26 protein-coding genes and 1 riboswitch are annotated in these 24,634 nt (G+C 50.6%); of the genes, 14 read left to right on the plus strand and 12 right to left on the minus strand.

Annotation, left to right across the window (positions count from 1 at the left end; genetic code table 11):
* Positions 1-90 precede the first annotated feature (90 nt).
* From I6L54_RS11595 to I6L54_RS11605, 3 genes are read left to right on the plus strand one after another with little or no spacing between them, the layout of a single operon-like run.
* Positions 91-771: a LuxR C-terminal-related transcriptional regulator gene (locus tag I6L54_RS11595; protein WP_005120186.1), complete on the plus strand. Its 681-nt coding sequence runs from the start codon at positions 91-93 to the stop codon at positions 769-771.
* A 30-nt stretch (positions 772-801) separates the two neighbouring features.
* Positions 802-3,027, plus strand: coding sequence for an IpaD/SipD/SspD family type III secretion system needle tip protein (locus I6L54_RS11600; RefSeq protein WP_082031742.1), 2,226 nt, complete (start codon positions 802-804; stop codon positions 3,025-3,027).
* 9 nt (positions 3,028-3,036) lie between these two features.
* Complete coding sequence (locus I6L54_RS11605) at positions 3,037-3,243, plus strand: hypothetical protein (protein ID WP_040232351.1); 207 nt, start codon at positions 3,037-3,039, stop codon at positions 3,241-3,243.
* A 65-nt stretch (positions 3,244-3,308) separates the two neighbouring features.
* On the opposite strand, the gene I6L54_RS11610 is transcribed toward I6L54_RS11605, so the two are convergent.
* On the minus strand, positions 3,309-4,676 hold the full coding sequence (locus I6L54_RS11610) for an MFS transporter (RefSeq protein WP_040232350.1): 1,368 nt from the start codon (positions 4,674-4,676) through the stop codon (positions 3,309-3,311).
* 175 nt (positions 4,677-4,851) lie between these two features.
* On the opposite strand from I6L54_RS11610, the gene kdgR reads away from it, so the two are divergent.
* The gene (kdgR, locus tag I6L54_RS11615) at positions 4,852-5,643 is read left to right on the plus strand and encodes a DNA-binding transcriptional regulator KdgR (protein ID WP_005120190.1); all 792 of its coding nucleotides are present in this window, start codon (positions 4,852-4,854) and stop codon (positions 5,641-5,643) included.
* A gap of 105 nt (positions 5,644-5,748) precedes the next feature.
* Here the strand turns inward: kdgR and I6L54_RS11620 are convergent, their stop codons facing one another.
* Positions 5,749-5,988 (minus strand): YobH family protein, encoded by a 240-nt coding sequence (locus I6L54_RS11620; protein ID WP_005120192.1) that lies wholly within the window; start codon positions 5,986-5,988, stop codon positions 5,749-5,751.
* Positions 5,989-6,152: 164 nt separating this feature from the next.
* On the opposite strand from I6L54_RS11620, the gene mgrB reads away from it, so the two are divergent.
* The 6 genes from mgrB to rlmA all read left to right on the plus strand — a co-directional run bounded on the left by mgrB (position 6,153) and on the right by rlmA (position 10,504).
* The gene (gene mgrB / locus I6L54_RS11625; RefSeq protein ID WP_040232348.1) at positions 6,153-6,296 is read left to right on the plus strand and encodes a PhoP/PhoQ regulatory lipoprotein MgrB; all 144 of its coding nucleotides are present in this window, start codon (positions 6,153-6,155) and stop codon (positions 6,294-6,296) included.
* Between the two features lie 74 nt (positions 6,297-6,370).
* The gene (locus I6L54_RS11630) at positions 6,371-6,655 is read left to right on the plus strand and encodes a YebO family protein (RefSeq protein WP_005120194.1); all 285 of its coding nucleotides are present in this window, start codon (positions 6,371-6,373) and stop codon (positions 6,653-6,655) included.
* A gap of 645 nt (positions 6,656-7,300) precedes the next feature.
* Complete coding sequence (locus tag I6L54_RS11635) at positions 7,301-7,444, plus strand: DUF2627 domain-containing protein (protein ID WP_003034983.1); 144 nt, start codon at positions 7,301-7,303, stop codon at positions 7,442-7,444.
* Positions 7,445-7,456: 12 nt separating this feature from the next.
* Positions 7,457-7,666, plus strand: coding sequence for a transcription antiterminator/RNA stability regulator CspE (gene cspE / locus I6L54_RS11640; RefSeq protein ID WP_001062678.1), 210 nt, complete (start codon positions 7,457-7,459; stop codon positions 7,664-7,666).
* A 219-nt stretch (positions 7,667-7,885) separates the two neighbouring features.
* Positions 7,886-9,631 carry a peptidoglycan DD-transpeptidase FtsI2/PBP3(PARA) gene (gene ftsI, locus I6L54_RS11645; RefSeq protein ID WP_005120196.1) on the plus strand — a complete coding sequence of 582 codons (1,746 nt, stop codon included), beginning with the start codon at positions 7,886-7,888 and terminating at the stop codon, positions 9,629-9,631.
* A 63-nt stretch (positions 9,632-9,694) separates the two neighbouring features.
* Complete coding sequence (rlmA, locus tag I6L54_RS11650) at positions 9,695-10,504, plus strand: 23S rRNA (guanine(745)-N(1))-methyltransferase (protein ID WP_040232344.1); 810 nt, start codon at positions 9,695-9,697, stop codon at positions 10,502-10,504.
* Here the strand turns inward: rlmA and mntP are convergent.
* The 5 genes from mntP to manX all read right to left on the minus strand — a co-directional run bounded on the left by mntP (position 10,501) and on the right by manX (position 14,703).
* Positions 10,501-11,067: a manganese efflux pump MntP gene (mntP, locus tag I6L54_RS11655; RefSeq protein ID WP_005120198.1), complete on the minus strand. Its 567-nt coding sequence runs from the start codon at positions 11,065-11,067 to the stop codon at positions 10,501-10,503. The genes rlmA and mntP overlap by 4 nt on opposite strands.
* A 134-nt stretch (positions 11,068-11,201) precedes the next feature.
* Positions 11,202-11,302, minus strand: a riboswitch (yybP-ykoY riboswitch).
* 196 nt (positions 11,303-11,498) lie between these two features.
* Positions 11,499-11,957, minus strand: coding sequence for a DUF986 family protein (locus I6L54_RS11660; RefSeq protein WP_005122172.1), 459 nt, complete (start codon positions 11,955-11,957; stop codon positions 11,499-11,501).
* A gap of 60 nt (positions 11,958-12,017) precedes the next feature.
* On the minus strand, positions 12,018-12,869 hold the full coding sequence (locus I6L54_RS11665) for a PTS mannose transporter subunit IID (protein ID WP_003833769.1): 852 nt from the start codon (positions 12,867-12,869) through the stop codon (positions 12,018-12,020).
* Positions 12,870-12,881: 12 nt separating this feature from the next.
* Positions 12,882-13,682 carry a PTS mannose/fructose/sorbose transporter subunit IIC gene (locus tag I6L54_RS11670; RefSeq protein WP_005122174.1) on the minus strand — a complete coding sequence of 267 codons (801 nt, stop codon included), beginning with the start codon at positions 13,680-13,682 and terminating at the stop codon, positions 12,882-12,884.
* 58 nt (positions 13,683-13,740) lie between these two features.
* The gene (gene manX, locus I6L54_RS11675; RefSeq protein WP_005122176.1) at positions 13,741-14,703 is read right to left on the minus strand and encodes a PTS mannose transporter subunit IIAB; all 963 of its coding nucleotides are present in this window, start codon (positions 14,701-14,703) and stop codon (positions 13,741-13,743) included.
* A 315-nt stretch (positions 14,704-15,018) separates the two neighbouring features.
* Between manX and I6L54_RS24580 the strand changes: the two genes are divergently transcribed.
* Entirely contained in the window at positions 15,019-15,177 is a 159-nt protein-coding gene (locus tag I6L54_RS24580; RefSeq protein WP_371747004.1) for a protein YoaL, read from the plus strand.
* Entirely contained in the window at positions 15,165-16,724 is a 1,560-nt protein-coding gene (gene yoaE / locus I6L54_RS11680) for a CNNM family cation transport protein YoaE (RefSeq protein WP_040232342.1), read from the plus strand. The genes I6L54_RS24580 and yoaE overlap by 13 nt, the downstream gene beginning before the upstream one ends.
* Before the next feature lie 6 nt (positions 16,725-16,730).
* Here the strand turns inward: yoaE and I6L54_RS11685 are convergent, their stop codons facing one another.
* The 4 genes from I6L54_RS11685 to pabB form a co-directional block, all read right to left on the minus strand.
* A complete protein-coding gene (locus I6L54_RS11685; RefSeq protein WP_040232341.1) occupies positions 16,731-18,332 on the minus strand; it encodes a cyclic di-3',5'-guanosine monophosphate phosphodiesterase PdeD in 1,602 nt (533 codons plus the stop codon).
* Positions 18,333-18,462: 130 nt separating this feature from the next.
* Positions 18,463-19,827: an L-serine ammonia-lyase gene (gene sdaA / locus I6L54_RS11690; RefSeq protein WP_040232340.1), complete on the minus strand. Its 1,365-nt coding sequence runs from the start codon at positions 19,825-19,827 to the stop codon at positions 18,463-18,465.
* A gap of 183 nt (positions 19,828-20,010) precedes the next feature.
* Positions 20,011-20,589, minus strand: a complete 579-nt coding sequence (locus tag I6L54_RS11695) for a CoA pyrophosphatase (protein WP_005122183.1) — start codon at positions 20,587-20,589, stop codon at positions 20,011-20,013.
* A gap of 3 nt (positions 20,590-20,592) precedes the next feature.
* Positions 20,593-21,954, minus strand: a complete 1,362-nt coding sequence (pabB, locus tag I6L54_RS11700; protein ID WP_040232339.1) for an aminodeoxychorismate synthase component 1 — start codon at positions 21,952-21,954, stop codon at positions 20,593-20,595.
* An 83-nt stretch (positions 21,955-22,037) separates the two neighbouring features.
* On the opposite strand from pabB, the gene I6L54_RS11705 reads away from it, so the two are divergent.
* A complete protein-coding gene (locus tag I6L54_RS11705; protein WP_003020986.1) occupies positions 22,038-22,217 on the plus strand; it encodes a YoaH family protein in 180 nt (59 codons plus the stop codon).
* A 6-nt stretch (positions 22,218-22,223) separates the two neighbouring features.
* Here I6L54_RS11705 and I6L54_RS11710 read toward each other — a convergent pair whose 3' ends face one another.
* Positions 22,224-22,568: a RidA family protein gene (locus I6L54_RS11710; protein WP_005122186.1), complete on the minus strand. Its 345-nt coding sequence runs from the start codon at positions 22,566-22,568 to the stop codon at positions 22,224-22,226.
* Between the two features lie 141 nt (positions 22,569-22,709).
* On the opposite strand from I6L54_RS11710, the gene yoaA reads away from it, so the two are divergent.
* Positions 22,710-24,620 carry a DNA repair helicase YoaA gene (gene yoaA / locus I6L54_RS11715; protein ID WP_040232338.1) on the plus strand — a complete coding sequence of 637 codons (1,911 nt, stop codon included), beginning with the start codon at positions 22,710-22,712 and terminating at the stop codon, positions 24,618-24,620.
* Positions 24,621-24,634: the final 14 nt, after the last annotated feature.

Genomic DNA, 24,634 nt, shown 5'->3' on the forward strand with positions numbered 1-24,634 from the left:
GAGTTGCTTTGCCGTGCATGAAACTATCGCAAATAGTTTATTTTTAGCTAATTAAGGATTGATTAGCGTTTGCATAAGAAGGAACCGAGTATGTCTCATAAATTCCTACATTCTCGACTCTCCGTTGCGGTTGCCTGTGATGAACCGATTGTTATTACAGGATTGCGCAGCTTGCTTGTCGGGTATGCAGATATTGCATTTGTAGCTCATTCACGAAATGATTTGATTCGCACGTTATCAGGCAAATGCGATGATAAAAATTTAGTTTTGATTGTTGATGTATCTTTTGACTGTGAAAACAATAATGATGCCAGTCACTATATATCGAGAATTCAAAAGGTAGCTCCGGATCTTAAACTGATTGCGCTGGTAAGTGAAAACTACACGTTTACTCCCACGCTCCGACGTCTCCGGGCGTCAGGGGTACACGCGTTAATAAGCAAGAAAGATGATTTGGAACGTTGTCTGCCAAAAGCGTTATCTGATTTGGCGGCAAGGCGCTTTTATTCTTCTCCGCGGATTCAACTGGCGGATATAGCTACTGATTATGCTCAACAGCAGTCCCTGTTAACCTCGCGTGAACTCGAAATTATTCGCCTGTATGCACGGGGCATGCGGGTAAAAGAGATTGCAAACCTTCTCAAGCGCTCAGTCTGTACGGTTGCGGTACATAAGCACAACGCGATGCAGAAACTTGCAATTACCAGCAACATACAATTGCTTCATTATGTGCAATCTCAGGATACGCTTGCCGGGATGCCAGGTAACTAAAACGTTGCACACCTTTCAGGGAAAGATACGATGTCTACAAGTGTCACAACAGCAGGGCAAAATTCATTTTCAATTCTACGTACCACCACGAATGCGGTTTCTTCATCACCTGAGGTGCTACAAGCTTCGACAACTGCTGGCACGGCAGAAACGGGTACACGCCGTCAGCAGGTGATGGATATATTGACAGAAAAACTGGCAGTCTATTCTGATCAGTATCATCAGCTTCTCAATAAAGGGATCCTTATCGATACGACGCCTGCACAGGGCGTATTGAAATCGTCTCTCTCTCGGTTCATGAACACCGGCGTTTCAAGCGAAAAAAGCGTGGGAAAACCTTTAGGGGACTCGGCTGTTGGTGGCTCACTCTGGGACATCACTTTTGACAAAAACATGGATAAGGATGGTGATGGCAAGATTGATGATGATATCGATTTCAGCACCTATATCTGGTCAAATGATAACGATCATGACAATGGGGTGAATTACCCTGAGAGTGACTGGGAAATCTATGCGGATGTTAGTACTGAGCTTGCTGGGCTGCAAACAGATTATATGGATGTATATACGGATCTTGCTAATCAAAGCGTTGAATTTCTCGATGATGTTAATAGCTTTAAAGCTCGAATGGTGACATATATCTCCAGCGATGAAGATAAAATGAAAATCGATGTCGGTGGTGTGCAAGATGAACTTGATGCTATAATTGATGGGTGGGGGTTATATGATGCTGACGGCAATATCAACCTAAATCCCATTAACCCCGAAACGACAGCGGGTCCCTATCCCGATCGTGGTCCTGTTGCTATCCGTGGGTTAGATGCCCAGGGGGTTTATTATTGGGCAGAGCAACTGGCATTATCCGATCAACTGGCTATCGCAACACATACAGAGGCTGGGGCTGATGGGAAAATGAATACGGGTAATCCTGGGGATGATATTGACAATATAACGGTGGTTGATGCGGTCACTAATCTTGTCGAACCGCCAGAAGAGGACTGTCGGCTTTATTTGGTAATGGAGGCTGATGGCACTTATACCCTGTATGTCTACCCTGATCTCCAGCCCGTACGGGATGCCAAAGACGCAACGTTTAGCTTAATTGGGAATGACTCAGATGCAAGTGCAGGAACAACGCCAGCTGGTCAGACGGCCACAAATGCGGATGTACCCTGGTATGATTCTCATTATTACGGAAACCAGCCTTTCGAGCGAGATTATGACAAAGGTTCATATGCGCATGATGAATTAGGTTATGCGGATACTCAGGCTAACTCCTATTTTGTCATTCCCTCTTCTCGCCAGATGATGGTTGTGTCAGAGGATATAATTAAGACGAAAGGGTTTGTGTATCCGGATGGGTATACGTTGATAACATCAACGAGTACTAAGGATTATCACGAATATGATTGCTTTTTGGTACCATCAACAATGGTGATTGCCGATGGGGGAGATAAGTGCCATCTCACGGAAGATATTGTTCTTGAGACTGAATCCTATAACATTAGGGATAAAGGCCCAAATGTTGAAGGGGAGGAGGCTGCAAATATCTATGTTAGTGATGTTGCTGATTGGGATTTTGATGCCCACGGCGTTCAGGCATCGCCACCATATACCTATCGAGAAAATGCAGGGAGTGCCTATCCATCAGAGAAGATTGAACCACCTTATTTAAATAAGGATGATAAAGATTTAAGATATTCAGGGGATGATTTGAATGAGAAGACATATAGTGTTGTATCAGCTAACAGCGATATGTTTATTGTGCCTATTGATGAGGTGAGTAATAGGAATTATTATATACCGGATGGGTATACGTTGATATCCTCAAAGAAGGATGGGGCAAAGCACGAATATTATTGCGTCTTAATCCCAACGACAATGTTAGATCCGGCAGAAACCAATTTTGAAGCTGGTAATAGTAACGCTAGTGTACATGTTACAGAAAGTGTTATTGTTATGGACAAGGCATATGACATGAATGGGGAGGGGGGAGATAAAGCGAATATTTATGTTTCTCCTGCATCGACCTGGGATTTTGAAGGTCAGGGCGCGAATGATTCTGTCACTATCAGTAGCGGTATATTTAACGAGTGGGAAAACTCGATGAACACGATGTCCAGTACAGTAGAAAGCCAGTCACAAGTTATGTCCGAAAAATTAAGCCAGGCGAATACCATCTTTAATAACCTGACCAAGGTATTGTCATCGACGATAGAAGCCTTACAGGAAACCCAAAAAGAATTTCTCAAATAGGTATTTGTCATGGGCGATATGACCATCAGCACAACGCCAGTTTCCGCAGAAGATGCTGCTTCAGCAGAAGAACTCGGCCCAACAGCGAATTTAACGGATGAACAGCGTAAATTGATGCAGCTAGCCACTTCAGGATTTAGTTTAGATTTTTTTTCAGATTGTATTATGGGCGATACTGACGATCCGTCCAATCCTATGTACCAACCGGAGTGGTGACATCGGAACCGTTACGCGAATAATAAATGACGCCAGGCCCGGGGAAGTGCTGCCGGGCCTGGCGTTTATGCGCGCGGCTGTGTGATACGCAGGCCGCTCACTATGGCGGCAACCGTTGCCAGTACACCCGCAGTTATCAGAGATATATGTGTTCCGTTGTCGCCAAACTGATTGAGCATTAATGCCACCAGTGCCGCGCCGGTACTTTGCCCTAACAAGCGCGCCGTTCCCAGCATACCGCTCGCCCCACCGCTGCGCTCACGCGGCGCGGAGGTGATGATAGTGTGGTTGTTCGGTGACTGGAACAAGCCAAAACCCGCGCCGCACAGCATCATCGGCCAGATGATATTGAAATCCGACGGCGCGGATGGCAGCAACACCAGTGAAAATAATCCACACGCCATCACCATCATTCCCAAAGCGCCTAAAAGCCCGGCGTGGACGCGTTCAATGAGATAACCTGCCAGCGGCGCCATCACCATGGTTGCCAGCGGCCATGGGGTCAATAGCAGGCCCGTTTCTACTTCGCTACGACCGAGTACGGTTTGTAGAAAGAAGGGCAGGGAAACCATCGCCAGCATTTGTGCGCTAAATGAACAGATTGACGTACAAATCGAGAGTGAAAACAACGGAATACGCAGCAGGTCAACCGGTAATAACGGTACTGGTAGCGCGAGCTGACGGCGGATAAAGAAGAAACCTACCACGATGAGCCCGACGAGCTCAGCACCAATTAACTTAAGCGATTGCCCTTGTGCAAAACCGCTAAGTGCGGTGATTAGCAAGCCAAACGTTAGCGCATTCATCACCGCGCCAGGCAGATCAAAACGCGGCTTATTGCTACGCGGTGTATTAGGTGGCAGGAAGCGCATGGCCAGCAGCAACGCGATAATACCCAGTGGGACGTTAATCAGAAACAACCATTTCCATGAGGCAACTGAGAGGATCGCTGCCGCAATAGTCGGGCCTGCTGCTGAGGAAACCGCCACGATAAAGGAGTTGATCCCCATGCCCCGTCCAAGCTGACGCTGCGGATAAATCAGGCGAATGAGTGCTGTATTCACGCTCATCAATGCCGCTCCGCCGAAACCCTGAGCCACACGCGCCAGTGTTAGCATGTGCAGCGAATCGGAGAGGGCACAGAAAAGTGATGCGAGCAGAAATACCACCAGTCCGCACTTGTATATGCGTCGGTAGCCAAACATATCACCCAAAAATGAGAGTGACAGGAGTGATACGACAATCGAGATTTGGTAGGCGTTAACGATCCAGATTGAGCTGGCCGCGGAGGCCTGAAGAGCGGTGGCAATCGTCGGCAGGGCAACGTTAGCAATTGCGCCGTCCAGTACTGCCATTGAGATGCCAATAACAATGGTTAAAATTGCACCGTATCGCTGGGGCAATGGCAGGCCATCGGCCTGGAACTTATCCATAGGAAGTCAATATTGTCGGAAATTATGATGAGAATAATAATTTTAGCATTGATATTCAGGCGTTAGGTCGCAGATTTGTAACTAAGTGAGCAAAGACAGATTGCGACGGCTGGTACGTGAAATTATAATAAAAACCGGTTCTGATTTTTATAAAACACTCGCAATGAGGTGGTAAATGGCTATCGCAGATCTGGATAAACAACCCGATTCTGTATCTTCCGTGCTGAAGGTTTTTGGCATCCTGCAGGCGCTGGGTGAAGAGCGCGAAATTGGTATTACCGAATTGTCACAACGCGTCATGATGTCAAAAAGTACCGTTTATCGCTTTTTGCAGACCATGAAAACGCTGGGTTATGTGGCACAAGAAGGCGAGTCTGAGAAATACTCTCTGACACTGAAATTATTCGAGCTGGGCGCGCGCGCGTTGCAAAACGTTGATCTTATCCGTAGCGCTGACATTCAGATGCGCGAACTTTCGCGCCTGACCAAAGAGACAGTACATCTCGGTGCGCTGGATGAAGACAGCATTGTCTACATCCATAAAATCGACTCGATGTACAATCTGCGCATGTATTCTCGCGTAGGTCGTCGTAATCCGCTGTACAGCACCGCCATTGGTAAAGTGCTGCTGGCATGGCGCGACCGCGATGAAGTGAAGCAAATTCTGGATGGTATTGAGTACAAGCGCAGTACAGATCGGACAATCACTAACACCGATGAGTTGCTGGTATTACTGGATAAAGTCCGTGAGCAGGGCTATGGCGAAGACAACGAAGAGCAGGAAGAAGGACTGCGCTGTATCGGGGTACCGGTATTTGATCGTTTCGGCGTGGTCATTGCGGGTCTGAGCATCTCATTCCCGACGCTGCGTTTTTCTGAAGAACGTTTGCACGAATATGTCGAAATGCTGCACACCGCAGCGCGTAAGATTTCAGAACAAATGGGTTATAACGATTACCCTTTCTGATTTTGACGCGTTGCGATACACAAAAAACCCGATACGGCGTATCGGGTTTTTTACGATCTGTCGTCGTCGCCGGAGCAAATAACGTACTGATTTTTTGCTGCTGTATTAACCGTTATCGATAACGACGGTGCTTTTCCTCAACAGGGGACAATCTGACAGGCCAATGATGCCGCTGTTGGTATGGACGTATTGCGCGGTGCTGGTCCCGCGTGCGGTCAGATATTGACATTGCAGGCCCAGGCCAGCCGCAGTCTCCTTACTTCCTATCAAAACGCCGTAGCCACTCAGTAATAAACCGATCCAAATCAGAGCGAGCAACACAATAGCGCGGATAATCAGACGCATTACAACCTCTTATCTTTTCTCGTTATTATTAGATTAGCCTGTACATGGGATGAAACAAGTGAATCATTCCTAAAAACATTTAATGCCGTTACAGTTAACTTAGGGTTTAGGTAACTCATGATAATTTATCAACATAAGCTGTAGATTCGGAGAGTGGAGTTGGAGTGAAAAAATTTCGATGGGTGGTCCTGATCGTTGTCGTGCTGGTATGCATACTGATGTGGGCGCAGGTGTTCAACATCATGTGCGATCAGGACGTACAATTTTTCAGCGGAATTTGCGCCATCAATAAATTTATTCCCTGGTAAGCGCATTTCAGTAACAGTTGATTACCTTCTTGTGCGGCAGTGGTAAACTATGCTGTCTACATTGAGGTGGTGAAATGAACGAAGTTTTGAATTCTGGCGCGTTGAGTTTTGCGTCTTTAGTGGTATCGGTGGTGGTTCTGGTAATCGGGCTTGTATTGTGGTTTTTCATCAATCGGGCAAGTTCGCGTACTAACGAGCAGATTGAACTGCTTGAGGCGTTGTTGGATCAACAAAAACGACAGAGCGCATTGCTCCGCCGTCTTTGTGAAGCTAACGAGCCGGAAAAAGCAGAAGAGCCAGCCGCGGTGCAAACTCAGGATGAAGATGATGACATCATTCGTCTGGTAGCCGAACGGTAGTAAACAGAAAGACAGGGTGAGAGTTTGTAGCTGCTATTCTCAGATGCTTCATCCTCATCCTGTCGTCAACGATATCAGATTATTTTCTTCTGCAACAATCCGGCAATTACTGCGTCGGCACACGCCGAACCTGTGTTCTTCCTGATGCTCTGACCAATTAATATCTTATCTCTGGTTTGACACAAATATAATTATCCATAGATTAATAATATGATTGTGTCATTTTTGTGATGCCGATCGTTTTATTATCAGCGAAACGTTTCTCTCCCTTTTTTTTGTGCATTGTCATCATTCTTTCATTATTTTAGTGCAAAACCAGAATGCCGATCTCATTTTTAAGCTTGTGATTTTTTATGCATTACTAAGCATAAAAAATGATATCTGGCAGAGGCTGTGACAGATAATCTGGAACAGTTGAACCTGATGAGCTATGGTAGAAAAGTCCCTGCTACGGCGCAGGCCAGCCGGGGCAAGGGGAGAGAGGCGAGAATATATCTCTACTCGGCCTGGCGCATAACTGTGCAGTTGTTGTTTGATGAACTGCGGGATTTGTGCGACCGATCGAGACACGTTTAAAAATGGCTTGCCATTATTAACGTTGTATGTGATAACACGGTTTGGGTTAAACGAGGTACAGTTCTGTTTATGTGTGGCATTTTCAGTAAAGAAGTCCTGAGTAAACACGTTGACGTTGAATACCGCTTCTCTGCCGAACCTTATATTAGTGCCTCAAGCAGTAATGTCTCAGTTTTATCTATGTTATGCCTGCGGGCGAAGAAAATACTCTAAGGAATTTTGCAAATGGCAAAGATTAAAGGTCAAGTTAAGTGGTTCAACGAGTCTAAAGGTTTTGGTTTCATTACTCCGGCTGATGGCAGCAAAGACGTGTTCGTACACTTCTCCGCTATCCAGGGTAACGGCTTCAAAACTCTGGCTGAAGGCCAGAACGTTGAGTTCGAAATTCAGGACGGCCAGAAAGGTCCGGCTGCTGTTAACGTAACAGCTATCTGATCGATACCACTGATTTGAAGCGCTCAAGCGCAACCAATTCAGATATAAAGCCTCGCTTATGCGGGGCTTTTTAATTCAAATTACGTCAAAATATTTCTGAATGCCTCTCCATTAGCGCTTTGTTGCAAAGGCGTGATGTTCGTAGCATTGTTTTCCCCGCTTTCTCCCGGCAATTCCCGTTAAATCAGTCACCTGAAAAACTATCTTGCAGGAGCCCCGGTGAAAAAGAAAAACGTCGGCGATGCACGCAATTTTACTCCCGTACGTTTTGCCCTGCTTTGTGTGGCAATTCTGTTGAGTCTGGGATTGTTGCTTGGTCGGGTTGCGTGGTTACAAATCGTCACCCCTACGAGTCTGGTCAAGCAGGAGGATATGCGTTCGTTACGTGAAGTCACAATCGCCTCACCGCGTGGGATGATTACCGACAGAGAAGGTCGTCCTCTCGCAGTAAGCGTGCCGGTGAATGCAGTTTGGGCCGATCCGAAGACGATTGTCAGCAAAGGTGGCGTTGGCTATAACGAACGCTGGCAGGCATTGGCGAAGACCCTGCATATTTCACTCAGCACGCTGGCTGAACGCGTTAACAGCAATCCAGCTAGCCGCTTTATCTATCTGGCGCGCCAGATCTCTCCTCAGCAGGCGCAGTGGGTCGATGATCTTAATCTCCCGGGGATCAATCTGCGCGAAGAATCCCGCCGTTTCTATCCCGCAGGTCATGTGGCGGCGAATCTTATCGGCTTTACGAACATTGATGGACAAGGTATTGAAGGCCTGGAGAAAAGTTTCAACAGTCAGTTGATGGGTAAACCCGGTTCTCGCCTTGTGCGCAAAGACAAGTTCGGGCATGTGATTGAAAATATCACGGAAGTGATGCCAGTCCCCGCGCACGAATTGCAACTCAGTATTGATGAGCGTTTGCAGACGGTGACTGAAGATGCGCTGGACAATGCCGTGACATGGAATAAAGCGGATTCTGGTGCGGCGGTGCTGGTAAGTATTGCCACCGGTGAAATCCTGTCGATGGCGAGTTTTCCCGATTTTAACCCTAATAACCGCGAAGGCGCGGTACTGGATGATTTCCGCAACCGTGCAATTAGCGACACCTTTGAACCTGGCTCAACCGTCAAACCATTAGTGATCATGACCGCTCTGCAGCAAGGAATAGTGCAGCCGGACAGCGTGATTGACACTCATCCTTTTAACGTTGATGGACATCGCATCCGCGACGTCGGATTTTACCCGGAGCTATCGCTTACCGGTATTTTGCAGAAATCGAGCGATACCGGTGTGTCGCACCTTTCGCTGGCAATGCCGGTACAGAAACTGCTGGATACCTATAAAAGCTTTGGCTTTGGCGATCCAACCGGCTTAGGTCTCACTGGAGAAAGTCGCGGCTTAATGCCTCAGCGACGTTACTGGAGCGATTTGGATCGTGCGACCTTTGCATTCGGTTACGGGTTAATGGTGACACCGCTCCAGTTGGCACATGTCTATGCCACTATCGGCAGTTTTGGCATCTACCGACCGCTTTCCATTACACGTATCGACCCACCGGTTATAGGAACCCGCGTAATGCCAGAGGCGCTAGTGCATCAGGTTGAACATATGATGGAGAGCGTTGCGTTACCCGGCGGCGGTGGGACCAAGGCTGCGGTGAGGGATTATCGTGTTGCGGTGAAAACCGGGACGGCAAAAAAAATAGGCGATGACGGTAAGTACGTCGATAAATACGTGGCTTATACGGCAGGGGTTGCCCCTGCCAGTGAGCCGAAATTCGCGTTGGTCGTGGTGATAAATAATCCACAAAACGGCGCTTACTATGGGGGAGCCGTTTCCGCGCCGGTCTTCAGCCAGATCATGGGTGATGTCCTGCGTCTGGAAAATGTGAAACCCGACGGGATGCCAGCCGATTCTGACCATCTACTGGTGATGCACGGCAGTAGCCTGGCCTCGCCGTCGCTGTAAGTTATTTTCGCGGGGCGCGAATCGCGTTACACTTGCGCCCCTAAATCACCAGCCGGAGTTGTCATGTCGTTTTCCTGTCCCCTTTGTCATCTGCCTCTTACTCAAGCGAATAACAGTTTTGTGTGCCCCGGACGGCATCAGTTTGACGTGGCGAAAGAGGGATATGTCAACCTGATGCCGGTTCAGCATAAGCGGTCGCGCGATCCGGGTGACAGTGCGGAAATGATGCAGGCTCGCCGGGCATTTCTGGATGCCGGGCACTATCAACCGCTGCGCGATGCGATTGTGAATGCGCTCAGCGAGACGCTGGGAACAAGTGATGCGTCGATTCTGGATATCGGCTGTGGGGAAGGGTACTACACCCACGCTTTCGCGGATGCGATAGCGGGTTGTACAACCTTTGGTCTTGATGTCTCCAAAGTGGCAATTAAAGCCGCGGCTCGACGCTATCCGCAGGTGACCTTTTGCGTTGCTTCCAGCCATCGTCTGCCGTTTGCCGATGCGTCAATGGACGCCATTATCAGGATCTATGCACCTTGCAAAGCAGAAGAGTTGGCCCGCGTGGTGAAACCGGGTGGATGGGTAATCACCGCCACGCCGGGTCCGCGTCATTTAATGGAACTTAAAGGGCTGATTTATGATGAGGTGCGTTTACATGCGCCACACACAGAGCAACTGGACGGTTTTGTTCTGCAACAGAGTATTGCGCTGGGGTATCAGATGCAGCTTAAGGGCCGCGAGGCCGTTGCGTTATTGCAAATGACGCCGTTTGCCTGGCGGGCAAAGCCGGAAGTGTGGGAAACGTTAGCGAGGAAAACGAAGTTTGACTGCCAGACTGACTTTAGTATTCATATCTGGCAGCGCCTGAATTAACCGTGGAAGTGTGCCCAGAGGATCTGGGCGCCGATACCAATCAGGACTATCCCACCCAGAATTTCAGCTCGCTTGCCCAACATCGGGCCAATAAAGCGACCGATCATCATGCCAAGCGTGGACATAATCAACGTGGCGCAGCCAATGGCCAGCGCAGTGGCAATAATGTTGACCTGCAGGAAGGCCAGACCCACCCCGACGGCCATCGCGTCGAGACTGGTCGCAATGGCTGTGGTGACCAGCAGCCAGAAACCGTGGCGGCGCTGCGGCTCTTCATCTTCATCGTCGTTGTCACGAAAGCCTTCGATTATCATTCGGCCGCCTAAAAAGATCAGTAAAATGAAGGCGATCCAGTGGTTCCACTCCAGCACGAATTTGCTGGCAAGCATGCCCATTCCCCAGCCAATCAGTGGCGTAAGGGTCTCGACTGCGCCAAAGATAAGGCCGGTTCGCAGCGCTTCAGAGAATTTAGGTTTATGTAAGGTGGCGCCTTTGCCAATTGATGCCGCGAAAGCATCCATCGACATGCCGAAAGCGAGAAGAACAGTTGCGGTGATATTCATAACAGCGTCCTGACCGGGGTAATCCATAAAACACATCACTGCCCCCAGTAACCATGCACACTGAGCGGACCCACTGTCTATACAGAGCCATTCAAATATGCATTGCAGTTGATGTGTCTATGGTCTCGCCTGACGAAACGTGATGTTCAGTCCGTACGTGCCACGTTTTTCAACGAGTATGTTGACACGTACATTTCCGGAGTCTGGAAATCGGCTACTCCCCAACGACGGGCGCAACCTTAACATATTTTTGGAATATAAAACAAGAAACGCAGAAATATTATTTGACTTCTAAATGAAAATAATTTTCATTTAGATCTATTTATAGATAAAACGTTAAATTAAATAACATATGGGCGGGGTAATATAGCCTTAGCTATGTTTGTTTTTCACTGAGATATAAAAAACATAGTTCAGGCTATATTTGTAACTTATTGGTTTGAAATGAGAAGTTTATATATCTTCTCCAGGTCGTCTATATTTCGTACGCGAATAAGCAATCGTCTCTGCTCTAATTGCATCACCAGCACACCATCTTCTGATAAATTCATCTCTTTAATCCGGTCATATTCAATCCAGACATTAGCGAAGAAAAAACCTTTTTGTTTGAAAATAATTTTGGGCGTACGGATCCAGAACAGATACAACCCCATTAACACCAGTGCACATAATAACCATGTGGTGAATTGTGCTCCGTGGCTGGTGATGTTGTTGTAGATCAGAATAACAATCAAACCGATGAAGATAACGCTGTCGACTCGACTGCGTGGAAGCAGGGCAACAGTAAGCAGAGTGGGGCCATTACGGCGGGGCATGATGAACTGATCGTAAATGGCATACGCCAGCAGCGAAAAGATAAATAGAACCAGCACCAGGTCCGTGATAGTCATGAATCCTCAACCCTCTAAATAGAAAAACCGGGGGCAAGCCCCCGGTGATGTACAACAGTCTTACAGGCCGAGCAGGCCGACAGCGTAGCCCGCGATACCGATGACGAAGAAGCCAACGATGATCCACAGTGGGTTCACTTTCTTACGCAGAAGCCACATACAGGCGAAGGTCAGCAGCAGAGGAACCAGGCCAGGCATCAGCTGATCAAGGATTGTCTGCACAGTGGTCACGCGCGTTTGGCCATCCTGACCCGTGATGGTGGAAACCACCAGCGGGATGTTGACGTGCGTCCACTTGTTAACCAATGCCCCCATGACAAACAGGCCGAGGATTGACGCCCCCTCAGTCAGTTTCTGCAGGAAGCCGCCGCCCATATCTTTAACGATATCGACACCTTTACGGTAGCCGTATGCCACGCCGTAATAACGGGTTGCCAGACGAACCAGGTTAAACAGGATGAAGAACAGCAAAGGCCCAAGCAGGCTGCCGCTCATCGCGATACCTGCACCAAGCGCGGCGAATACCGGACGTACGGTACCCCAGAAAATCGGGTCGCCCACGCCTGCCAGCGGGCCCATCAGACCAACTTTGATACCGTTGATAGCACCATCGTCAATCTCTGCGCCGTTCGCACGCTGTTCTTCCATCGCCAGCGTAACGCCCAGTACGGGAGCCGCGACATAAGGATGAGTGTTAAAGAATTCCAGGTGACGCTTAATAGCTTGCTTACGTGCGTCGTTGTTTTCCGGGTACAAGCGGCGGATTGCCGGCACCATGGAGAAACAGAAACCCAGCGCCTGCATACGTTCGAAGTTCCATGAACCCTGAAACAGGTTAGAACGAATGAACACGCCACGAATGTCACTCGGAGTGAGTTTTTTCTCGGTGGTAGTTTTAGTCATATCAACCATTTCGCTCACCTGCTAGTCCAGTTCGTTATCAAGATCGTTGTTACCCGCCGCCTGCACTGGCGCACCGGCTACGCGGTTATATTTCGGGCTCAGCTGAATGTAGAGGATGGCCATTACGGCACCAATCACACCCAGAGCAACCAGGTTGAAGTTAGTAAATGCTGCAGTGACGAAGCCAAGGTAGAAGAATGGCATCAGGTAGCCTGCGCGCATCATGTTGATGACCATCGCATAACCCACTACGACGATCATGCCACCCGCAATATTCAGGCCGCCGGTAACGACTTCCGGAATCGCGTTCAGCATGCTCTGAACTTCACTGGTACCGACAGAAATCGCCACGATTACCGCCGGGATAGCGATACGCATAGCCTGCAGGAACAGGGAGGAAACGTGCAGCCAGGAGAGCGCCGTCAGGTTGCCGTTTTCGGCCGCCTTATCCGCCGCGTGCTGGAATGCTACGGTGATGGTACGAACGATAATGGTCAGAACCTGGCCTGCTGCTGCCAGCGGTATAGCCAGCGCAATACCTGCACCGATACTTTGGTGACCCGCGATAACCAGAACGGTAGAGATAATGGAAGCCAGTGCAGCATCAGGCGCAACCGCAGCACCGATGTTCATCCAGCCCAGAGCGATCATTTCCAGGGTACCACCGATGATAATACCGGTTTTCATATCCCCGAGAACGGCACCAATCAGCGTACAGGCCACCAATGGACGGTGGAACTGAAATTCATCGAGTACCGACTCCATACCCGCGATACATGCGACGATGAACACCAGCACAATCTGAAGAGTGGTAATCTCCATTGTACTTCTCCTATTGCTATACAGACTTAAGTGTGAAAACTAAGTAAATGCCAGGTGGTTATTTCGCCTTGGCAATCAAATCCATCATTTTCAGTTTCTGATCGGTAGAAACCTTACGGGCTTCGAGCTCAATACCGCGTTCGTTGAGTTTCTTGAAGGCTTCGATGTCTTTTTCATCCACCGAAATCGCGTTGTTTACCTGCGTTTTCCCCTGGCGGAATGCCATGCCGCCAATGTTAACAGAGGTAATTTTTACGCCACCTTCAACGATGCGTTCTACATCGGTCGGGTTGGTGAACAGCAGCATTACACGCTCACCGGCGTATTTCGGGTTGTTATAGACGCGGATCATTTTCGCGACATCAACCACGTGTGCGGTAACGCCTGGCGGTGCGACCTGAGTCAGCAACGTCTTACGCACGGTATCAGCAGCGACTTCATCGCTGACGACAATAATGCGCGTTACGTTGGTTTCTTTGGTCCAGCGGGTCGCCACCTGACCGTGGATTAAACGGTCATCGATACGCGCGAGGCCGATCTGCATATAGTCGTTCGGGCCCATCGGTTTCGCGGGTGCCGCTGCCTTAGGTGCTGCGACGGGGGCAGGTGCGGCTTTTTCAACGGGTTTTGCTTTCAGCGCTTTTACGCCTTCGCTACCCGTTTCAACCGCCAGTGCGACTAATTCATCGAAGCTGGGGTTGTCGTCACGCGCCATGAAGGTTTCTACCAGCATGGGAATGTTTACGCCTGCGATAACTTCGTAATGCTCTTTATCGACGACAATGCGGCTCGCAGCGTTAAACGGGCTGCCTCCCCATGTGTCAACGAGAAACAGCACGCCTTTACTGGTATCCAGTTTTGCCAACTGAGCGTTATACTTTTCAATCAGCGTTTCGGCATTTTCGCCTGGAACGAAATCGATCCAGCCGACGTTTTCCTGCTCGCCTAACAACATCTCTGCTGTTTTAAGTAACTGCTCTGCAGCCCAACCATGTGTGCCTATTACAATAGCAATGGTCACTTGCTACCTCCTTTATTATCGTTAACACATCAACGTGAAGATGCATTTTGAATCGCTCGTCCGCAATCGAATCGATTCAGATAAGGGTTACAAAGAAAAACCTATGATTTTCGTGAATTATTTTAGATATCGAAAAAAATATTTTATGTGATGAAGATCCGTAATTTAACTTCCGATCATAAGAAATTTCGAAGGGTGAAATATCTCCGAAACAACTTATTGCAAAGGAAGGTAAATCTTTGCTAAAAACCAGTTGTCTCTGTTATGTTTAGCATCTGTTTAATTACTCAGGAGTATAGGGCAGTAGCCCACCATATGGATCGTCACCGACGTCATTTCACCTTTAGGCCGTATCAAGCCTGTCAGTTTGGCACTTTTTGCCACAAACTTTATCTGCATATTGCTTTAACGCCTGAGATGTTCAGGGCGCAGTTTGATCATTCCTTAAGCAGGAGCTTGTCATGGAACTCTTAATGGACCCGCAGATTTGGGTGGGTTTGCTCACGCTTGTTGTTCTCGAAATTGTTCTGGGTATCGATAACCTGGTCTTCATTGCAATTCTTGCCGATAAGCTGCCACCGAAACAGCGAGATAAAGCGCGTCTCATTGGTTTGTCACTGGCGCTGATTATGCGTCTGGGACTGCTGTCTGTTATTTCGTGGATGGTGACGCTGACAAAACCGCTGTTTACGGTCATGGACTACGCGTTTTCCGGGCGAGATCTGATTATGCTGCTGGGGGGTATCTTCCTCTTGTTCAAGGCTACGACAGAGCTGCATGAGCGGCTGGAAAACCGTGAACATGAGACCGGGCAGTCAAAAGGCTATGCGAGTTTCTGGGTCGTGGTGACGCAGATTGTTATCCTGGATGCGGTGTTCTCACTGGATGCAGTCATTACTGCAGTCGGTATGGTCAACCATCTGCCGGTGATGATGGCGGCGGTGGTTATTGCGATGGCGGTGATGCTACTGGCGTCGAAGCCGCTGACGCGATTTGTGAACCAACATCCGACGGTGGTGGTGCTCTGTCTGAGCTTCCTGCTGATGATCGGTTTGAGCCTGGTTGCCGAAGGGTTTGGCTTCCATATTCCGAAAGGTTATCTGTACGCCGCGATTGGCTTCTCAATTATTATCGAACTGTTTAACCAGATTGCCCGTCGGAACTTTATTCGCCACCAGTCGACTCTGCCGCTGCGTGCGCGTACTGCGGATGCAATTCTGCGTCTGATGGGGGGTAAACGTCAGGCCAGCGTGCAGATGGAATCCGACAATCCGGTGCCAGTCCCGGTCCCGGAAGGCGCGTTTGTGGAAGAAGAACGCTATATGATCAACGGTGTTCTCTCACTGGCATCCCGTTCATTACGCGGCATCATGACACCTCGTGGTGAAATTAGTTGGGTCGACGCCGATCTGAGCGTAGCGGAAATTCGCGAACAGTTGCTTTCTTCTCCACACAGCCTGTTCCCGGTGTGTCGCGGTGAACTGGACGAAATTATCGGTATCGTGCGTGCTAAAGAGCTGCTGGTGGCGCTGGAAGACGGTGTGGATGTGGCGGCCATTGCCTCTGCCTCGCCGGCCATTGTCGTCCCGGAAACGCTGGATCCGATTAATCTGTTAGGCGTGCTGCGTCGTGCCCGCGGTAGCTTTGTCATCGTCACTAACGAATTTGGTGTGGTGCAGGGGCTGGTAACACCTCTGGACGTATTAGAAGCGATCGCCGGTGAATTCCCGGATGCCGACGAAACGCCTGAAATTATTGCTGATGCAGGCGGTTGGTTAGTGAAAGGGGGAACCGATCTGCACGCGCTGCAACAGGCGCTGGACGTGGATACGCTGGTGGATGAGGACGAAGACATCGCCACCGTAGCAGGGCTGGTGATTGCGGCTAACGGTCACATCCCACGTGTAGGTGATGTTATTGAGGTCGCACCGCTGAGCATTACGATTGTCGAAGCCAATGACTATCGTGTGGATTTAGTTCGTATTGTTAAAGAACAACCCGCTCACGACGAAAACGAGTAAACGGGGTTAGCGAAACGGCATAATGGGCATGATATGGTGCCCGTTATGCCTGGCGGGTGGTGGTGTACTGCCCGCCAGCCATTTGGGAAAATCACGAAGCGGCATCGGCTTCGCATACAAAAAACCCTGCAAGATATGTACGCCATGACGGCGTAAATGCTGCGCCTGTGCCTGCGTTTCTACGCCTTCAGCCACCAGTTCGATATTCAGCCTTTTTCCCAGCGCGATAATGATGTCTGTGACGGTTGAATTCACGGCGTCGGTTCCGATCGCCGAAGTAAATGATTTATCAATTTTCAGCACATCCGGGCGCAATTTTTCCAGCCAGGAGAGCGAACTGTTTCCGGTACCAAAATCGTCAATCGCCAGCTTAACGCCGAGGCGATTCAACTCGCGCACGATCCGATAATCCACATCCAGTAAGGCATCGCGTTCGGTCAGTTCAATAACCAGTTGCTGGATGGGATGCTGGCTGAACCAGTACTGATTGAGATCTTTTAACAGCGTACCGTGGCGGAAATGGCTGGCTGCAACATTGATACCGATATGAAACTGGCTACTCATCGGAAAAACGTGTCGTTGCTGAATGGTTTCTGCGATGACATGACGGGTAAGAGGGATAATCAGGTTGTGCTCTTCGGCGATAGGAATAAACACTTCCGGCGAAATCCAGCCCTGACGCGGGTTGTTCCAGCGCAACAGAATTTCTACACCCATACATTGCTGGGTCTGCGCGTTCAGCAGTGGCTGACAAAACAACTCGAACTCGTGTGCCGCGAGAGCCAGATTAATCTCCCAGGAAAAACTCATTCTGCTGGCGGTTGCCAGCCAGGCAAGGTATCCCACCAACAGGCTCAGGATCACCGCCAGCGGCAGTTGTGTCGGCAGATGTTTTATCGCCAATTCACTGGCGCCTGGGCCGGTGACGCTGATCGTGAAGGGGAAATGTTGCGATGAAAGCTGATAACGTTTTTCATCGTTCAGTGCAGGCAAGGTCTCGACAACACCTTGTCCGTAGAGCAGGTGGCGGTTACCGACGGTTAAACTGGCGTTGGTGATTTGCGGCGGCTGGGGTTCCAGCAGCATGGTCGACAATAAATCAATGTTGACGATTTCCAGCACTCCATTTTCGCCATCCGCGGAGGCCGGATACCACTGCGTCAGAATGGGACTACCTTTAATCAGTGAATGGTCGGTGGACAACAGCAGTTGCGCCTCCCGGCTCGGTAATTCAGGCTGAATTTGGCTGATAGGCACATTGCGATAGCCAAAGATACTGGAGCAATAAAGAATCCCCCCCTGAATCAGACTGATAGAGCGCACTGTTTGTAGCTTGGCAGCATGCTTGCTCAAAGGTAAACGCGCCACAGAGCAGGGAAGACCAATCAATGGGAGCAGTATATCGCGCCCGACCTGCAGTGGGAGCAGCACATCATCCAGTGCCTCAACGGCATGATTAGCAAAGGTGACGGTGTAACGATGATTTATATTACGCTCCGAAATAAATCGAACCGTTAATGTGAGAATGAGCGTCAGTAGTGCACATATTGTGCAGACGATTAAGCGATTACGGCGATAGTTTTGAATGATCCGTTGTGCTGTTTGCATGCGGGCCGCCTGATAAGCCGTTGGTCCCAGAAGCCAACAGCAACAGAGCAAGTGTAGTGGGGAAAATTACAGTAGACGAGCGAGAAGGGGTAAATTCGCCCATCCGTCGCAGATGGGCGAAAATTAAGTATTAGTCACACTGGACTTTGATTGCCAGGCCACCGCGTGATGTTTCGCGGTATTTGGCGTTCATATCTTTGCCTGTTTCGTACATGGTTTCGATGACTTTATCCAGCGAGACTCGCGGCGCGCTGGTACGGCGCATCGCCATACGTGCGGCGTTAATCGCCTTCACGGAAGCAATGGCGTTACGTTCGATGCACGGAACCTGTACCTGTCCGGCAACCGGGTCGCAGGTTAAGCCGAGGTTATGCTCCATACCGATCTCGGCAGCCACACAAACTTGTTCCGGGCTGGCGCCCAGGAGCTCAGCCAGACCTGCAGCAGCCATGGAACATGCCACACCGACTTCACCCTGACAGCCTACTTCGGCGCCAGAGATAGAGGCGTTCATCTTGTACAACGCGCCAATTGCCCCCGCCGCCAGGAAATAACGGGTGTAGATATCCGGGCTGACAGATTCAATAAAGTGATCGTAGTAAGCCAGAACGGCAGGCACGATCCCGCAGGCACCGTTAGTGGGTGCTGTTACTACGCGACCACCTGCGGCGTTTTCTTCGTTAACCGCCAGCGCGAACATATTCACCCAGTCGATCACGTTCATCGGATCGTTGGAGAGCTTGTCGCTGGAAACCAGCATACGACGCAGGGCGGAAGCACGACGAGGAACGCGCAGCGGCCCCGGCAGCACACCTTCGGTGTTCATGCCGCGATCGATACAAGCCTGCATGGTCTGCCAGACGTGGCCAAAGTACTCTTCAATCTCTTTTTTACTGTGCAGCGCGAGTTCGTTCTGCATCGCCATGCCAGAGAGAGACAGGCCGGTGCTGTTGCAGTATTCCAGCATTTCGGTCGCGGACTTGAACGGATAAGGCACGCTGACCTCGCCCGCAGCATCCTGACCAAAATGTTCTTCATCAACGATGAATCCACCGCCAATGGAATAGTACGTCTTACTGTAAATGACGGTTTCGCCGTTGTACGCATGAATCTGCATCCCGTTTTCATGCAGCGGCAGGTTGCCGTTGTGAAAACGCATCCCGTCATTCTGCGGGAAATCCACTTCGTGCTGCCCCTGAGCAAGCAGCAGGCGCCCACGCGTTTCTACGTCGCGGATAAATCCGGGGATGCTGTCAATATCCACGGTAGCAGGCTCATTGCCCGCCAGACCCATAATAATGGCGATATCGGTGTGGTGACCTTTACCCGTGAGCGACAGTGAACCATACACGTCGACGGCGACACGAGTAACGTTGTCCAGTAATCCTTTTTCGACCAGGTCATCGACGAACTGTTTACCCGCCTTCATAGGCCCTACGGTATGGGAAGATGAGGGACCAATCCCCACCTTAAACATGTCGAATAGACTAATCACGATAATACTCCTACAGGGCGACTGGGGTTTCCAGTAACGATGTTATAACTGCGCATAGTGTAAGAGGGAACGCGGCGATCGGCTTAACTATTCACATGAATTAAACTAATAGATAACCGCGGTTTTACTAATGTTGTGACCTGAGTTTCAAGTTGTCTATGGAGTGCGTAAAGATAAGTATAGTCAGGGCTTGACGCCAATTTGCAGAGCCAGCTCACGAATTATTCCGGCAGTCATTCCCCAGACGAAATATTGCTCATACCAGGAAAGCCATACACGATGTGAATCGCCGCGACGGTAGATATCCAACGGATGATAGCGACCTAAATGCAGGGCCTGCGCCAGCGGCATTTCGAACACCGCAGACACTTCATCCTCACTGGCGCGATACGGTAAATTTGGCGGGATAATACCTACCACTGGCGTGACCTGGAATCCGGTAACGCTGTCGACCGGCGGCAGCACGCCAATCACCTCAACGCAAGAAGGTGGGATCGCCACTTCTTCCTGTGCTTCACGAAGGGCGGCGGCAATCAATGATGCATCGCTGCTGTCCACCGCGCCGCCGGGAAAGGCGACCTGCCCGGCGTGCTTGCGCAGATGAACGGATCGCTGGGTTAACAGCAATCCCGGCTGCGCACGGCGTACGACAGGGATCAGTACGGCGGCCTGGCGCTGGTTTAACGCGGCATGATTGACCTGCGGGCGCAGGAGTTGGAAGCGCGATAAAAAGTCATCAAGCGTCAGGCTGCTGTATTCCACGTGTCAGTTCTCCAGTTGGTGCAAAATACGATTCACTTTATCAAACGTTTCCTGATACTCCGCGTCTTCCTGACTGTCTGCCACAATACCACCGCCTGCGGAGCAATAAATTTGTCCGTTTGTGGCTGTCAGCGTGCGAATGGTGATGCTGGTATCCATATTGCCGCAAAAGCTCAGATAACCAATGCTACCGCACCAGGCGTTGCGTCTTTGCGGCTCCAGTTGGTCGATAATTTCCATCGCCCGCACTTTGGGCGCGCCGGTGATGGAGCCGCCAGGGAAGGCGGCGCGCAGCAGGTCGGTGGCATGCAATGACTCTGACAAGCGGGCGGTAATGGTGCTGACCAAATGATGAACAGCAGGGAACGGTTCGACCACAAACAGCTCCGGAACCTGTACCGAACCCGGTGTGGCAACGCGACCAATATCATTACGCATCAAATCGACGATCATCAGATTTTCCGCGCGATCTTTCGCTGAATTTGCCAGCCGTTGGGCCTGCTCACGATCGGCGGTGGTATCTTCAAGCCTGGGCAGCGTACCTTTAATCGGACGCGTCTGGATGTGCTGATTCTCCAGCAGAATAAAACGTTCTGGCGAAAGGCTGAGGATTGCACCTTCCTCAAGACGAATAAACGCGCTAAACGGGGCGCGGTTGGCGTGATTGAGTGTGACAAATGCCTGCCACTCATCGCCCTGGTAATGCGCCTGAAAACGTTGGGCAAGGTTGACCTGGTAACAGTCGCCACTGTGCAGATACCCCTGCACCTGGCGGAATTTTTCGCCATACTGGGCACGGCTCATATTGGACTGCCACGCCGTGGTCAATGCAAATGGCTCGCTGGTGGGCGCTTGTTGCGCGTCGAGCCATTTCAGCCGCGCTTCGACATCGGTATGGCTGAGCAGGGACACGCTCTGCAACTGGTGATCGACAATCAGCGCCCAGTCGTAAATGCCTACCGCCATATCCGGTAGCGCAATATCGGGTTCGGCACGAGAGGGCAGAGATTCAAAGCGTCGGCCAAGATCGTAGCCGAACAGACCTAACGCCCCGCCCTGAAACGGCAGGTCGGGATGATATTCGGGGTGAATCTTGTGTGCGGTTAGTGCGGAATGTAATACCGTCATGGGATCATCAAGCGAGCACGTGGTTGTGTGCCCGTCCTGCACTACGGTCTCTGTAGCTCGCGTAACAAGCGTGGTGACGGGATCCGCCACCAGAATATCAAAGCGGTTATGCGGATGGTCGGCTTGACCCGAATGCAGCAGCATCGCCCAGGGCAGATGGCTTAATGTCGAAAAATAGCGTTCAGCGGCGTCCTGACGCCAGGGGAATGTGATTACTGCGGGAGATAACGTCTTCATCAGTCCTGACTCGTTGCTACTCTACTGGCTAACTGCCCGGTAGCATGAAATAATTAGCGCAGACAATTTAGCAGGAGTTAACAATGTTTGCAGGTTTACCTTCACTCAGTCATGAGCAGCAGCAAAAAGCGGTAGAGCGTATTCAGGAGCTGATGTCGCAGGGGATGAGCAGCGGACAAGCCATTGCTCTTGTTGCTGAAGAGTTACGCGCCAGTCATACCGGCGAGCGGATCGTGGCGCGTTTTGAAGATGAAGACGAATAACGCCGCTTAAACTGCAGCGATAATCTTAATCTCAACTTTGTATTTCGGGTTCATCAACCCTGCCTGAACGGTACAACGTACTGGCGCGTGACCCGCAACAACCCACGCGTCCCAGGCTTTGTTCATGGCGGCAAAATCACTTTTGTCTGCCAGGAACAGGGTGGCATCAAGGATACGTGACTTGTCGCTGCCTTGTTTTTCCAGCACCGCATCAATTTGCGCCAGCGTATTTGCCGTTTGCTCAAAAGCGTCTGCATCCAGATTTTCCGGCACGCCGGTGTAATACAGCGTGTTGTTGTGGATAACCACGTCGGACCAACGCGCTTCGGCATCAATGCGCACAATCGTCATAAATCATTCCTCATTTACGTTTTTTCATAATGGCTTTGGGTTGCGCCAAGACTGCCATAATGTTGTGCCCACGTCACCTCTTCAACTGGCGAAAGACCCGCTGGCCTGACATAATCCCTGTTCAAATGAACAGGGGGCAGTGTGACGGACGATTTTGCAGCAGACGGTCAGTTGGCTAAAGCGATACCAGGTTTTAAACCGCGTGAACCACAGCGGCAGATGGCCTTCGCCGTCAGTCATGCTATCGAAAAATCACAGCCGCTGGTTGTCGAAGCCGGAACCGGAACGGGTAAAACCTACGCCTATCTTGCCCCTGCGCTGCGCGCTGGTAAGAAGGTCATTGTCTCCACGGGCTCGAAGGCATTACAGGATCAGCTATACAGCCGCGATTTACCCACCGTGGCGAAAGCGCTGGAATTCACCGGTAAGCTGGCGTTGCTAAAAGGGCGCTCCAACTACCTGTGTCTGGAACGCCTCGAACAGCAGGCGTTGGCGGGGGGCGACCTGCCGGTACAAACCTTAAGCGACGTCATTCTGCTACGCTCGTGGTCAAATCAAACCCTTGATGGCGACATCAGCACCTGCGTCAGCGTGGCGGAAGACTCTCAGGCCTGGCCGCTGGTGACCAGCACAAACGATAATTGCCTTGGCAGCGACTGTCCGCTGTATAAAGAGTGCTTTGTCGTCAAAGCCCGTAAAAAAGCAATGGATGCCGATGTAGTGGTGGTCAACCATCATCTGTTTCTCGCCGATATGGTGGTGAAAGAGAGTGGATTTGGTGAATTAATCCCCGAGGCAGATGTGATGATCTTCGATGAAGCACACCAGTTACCGGATATCGCCAGTCAATACTTTGGTCAATCGCTCTCCAGCCGCCAACTGCTGGATCTGGCAAAAGACATCACCATTGCTTATCGCACCGAGCTGAAAGACACCCAGCAACTGCAAAAATGCGCCGACCGCCTGGCGCAAAGCGCGCAGGACTTTCGCTTACAGCTAGGCGAGCCGGGCTATCGCGGAAACCTGCGTGAACTGCTGGCCGACCAGCGCGTGCAGCGCGCGTTTTTGCTGCTCGATGACACACTTGAGTTGTGTTATGACGTGGCGAAGCTGTCTCTTGGGCGTTCGGCGTTGCTGGATGCCGCGTTTGAACGCGCCACACTTTACCGTGCGCGCCTGAAGCGTCTGAAAGAGATCAACCAGCCAGGCTTCAGCTACTGGTATGAATGTACCTCCCGTCATTTCACCCTTGCGCTGACGCCGCTCACGGTGGCGGATAAATTCAAAGAAGTGATGGCGCAAAAGCCGGGCTGCTGGATTTTTACCTCCGCGACGCTGTCGGTAAACGATGACCTCCACCATTTCACCGCGCGGCTGGGGATTGACGATGCCGAGTCGATGCTGCTGCCGAGTCCTTTTGATTACACGCGTCAGGCACTGCTGTGCGTACCACGCAATCTGCCGCAAACCAACCAGCCGGGTGCTGCGCGTCAGCTGGCATCGATGCTACGTCCCATTATCGAAGCGAACAACGGTCGCTGCTTTATGCTGTGTACCTCGCACGCGATGATGCGCGATCTGGCGGAACAATTCCGCGCCACCATGACGCTTCCCGTTCTGCTGCAGGGCGAAACCAGTAAAGGGCAACTGCTGCAGCAGTTTGTCAGCGCAGGTAATGCGCTACTGGTTGCCACCAGCAGCTTCTGGGAAGGGGTAGACGTGCGTGGCGATACGCTGTCGCTGGTGATTATCGATAAGTTGCCGTTTACCTCCCCGGACGATCCGCTGTTAAAAGCGCGGATGGAAGACTGCCGACTGCGCGGCGGCGATCCTTTCGAAGAGGTACAGCTCCCGGATGCGGTCATCACCCTGAAACAGGGGGTAGGGCGACTGATCCGTGATGCTGACGACCGCGGTGTGCTGGTGATTTGTGATAACCGTCTGGTGATGCGCCCTTATGGCGCGACCTTCCTGGCAAGCCTTCCGCCTGCGCCACGCACGCGTGATATTGCGCGTGCTGTTCGCTTTCTTGCTATACCATCGGCTGAGTAATTTGTTACGGAGTG

This window comes from Citrobacter pasteurii (assembly GCF_019047765.1).
Classification (GTDB): domain Bacteria; phylum Pseudomonadota; class Gammaproteobacteria; order Enterobacterales; family Enterobacteriaceae; genus Citrobacter; species Citrobacter pasteurii.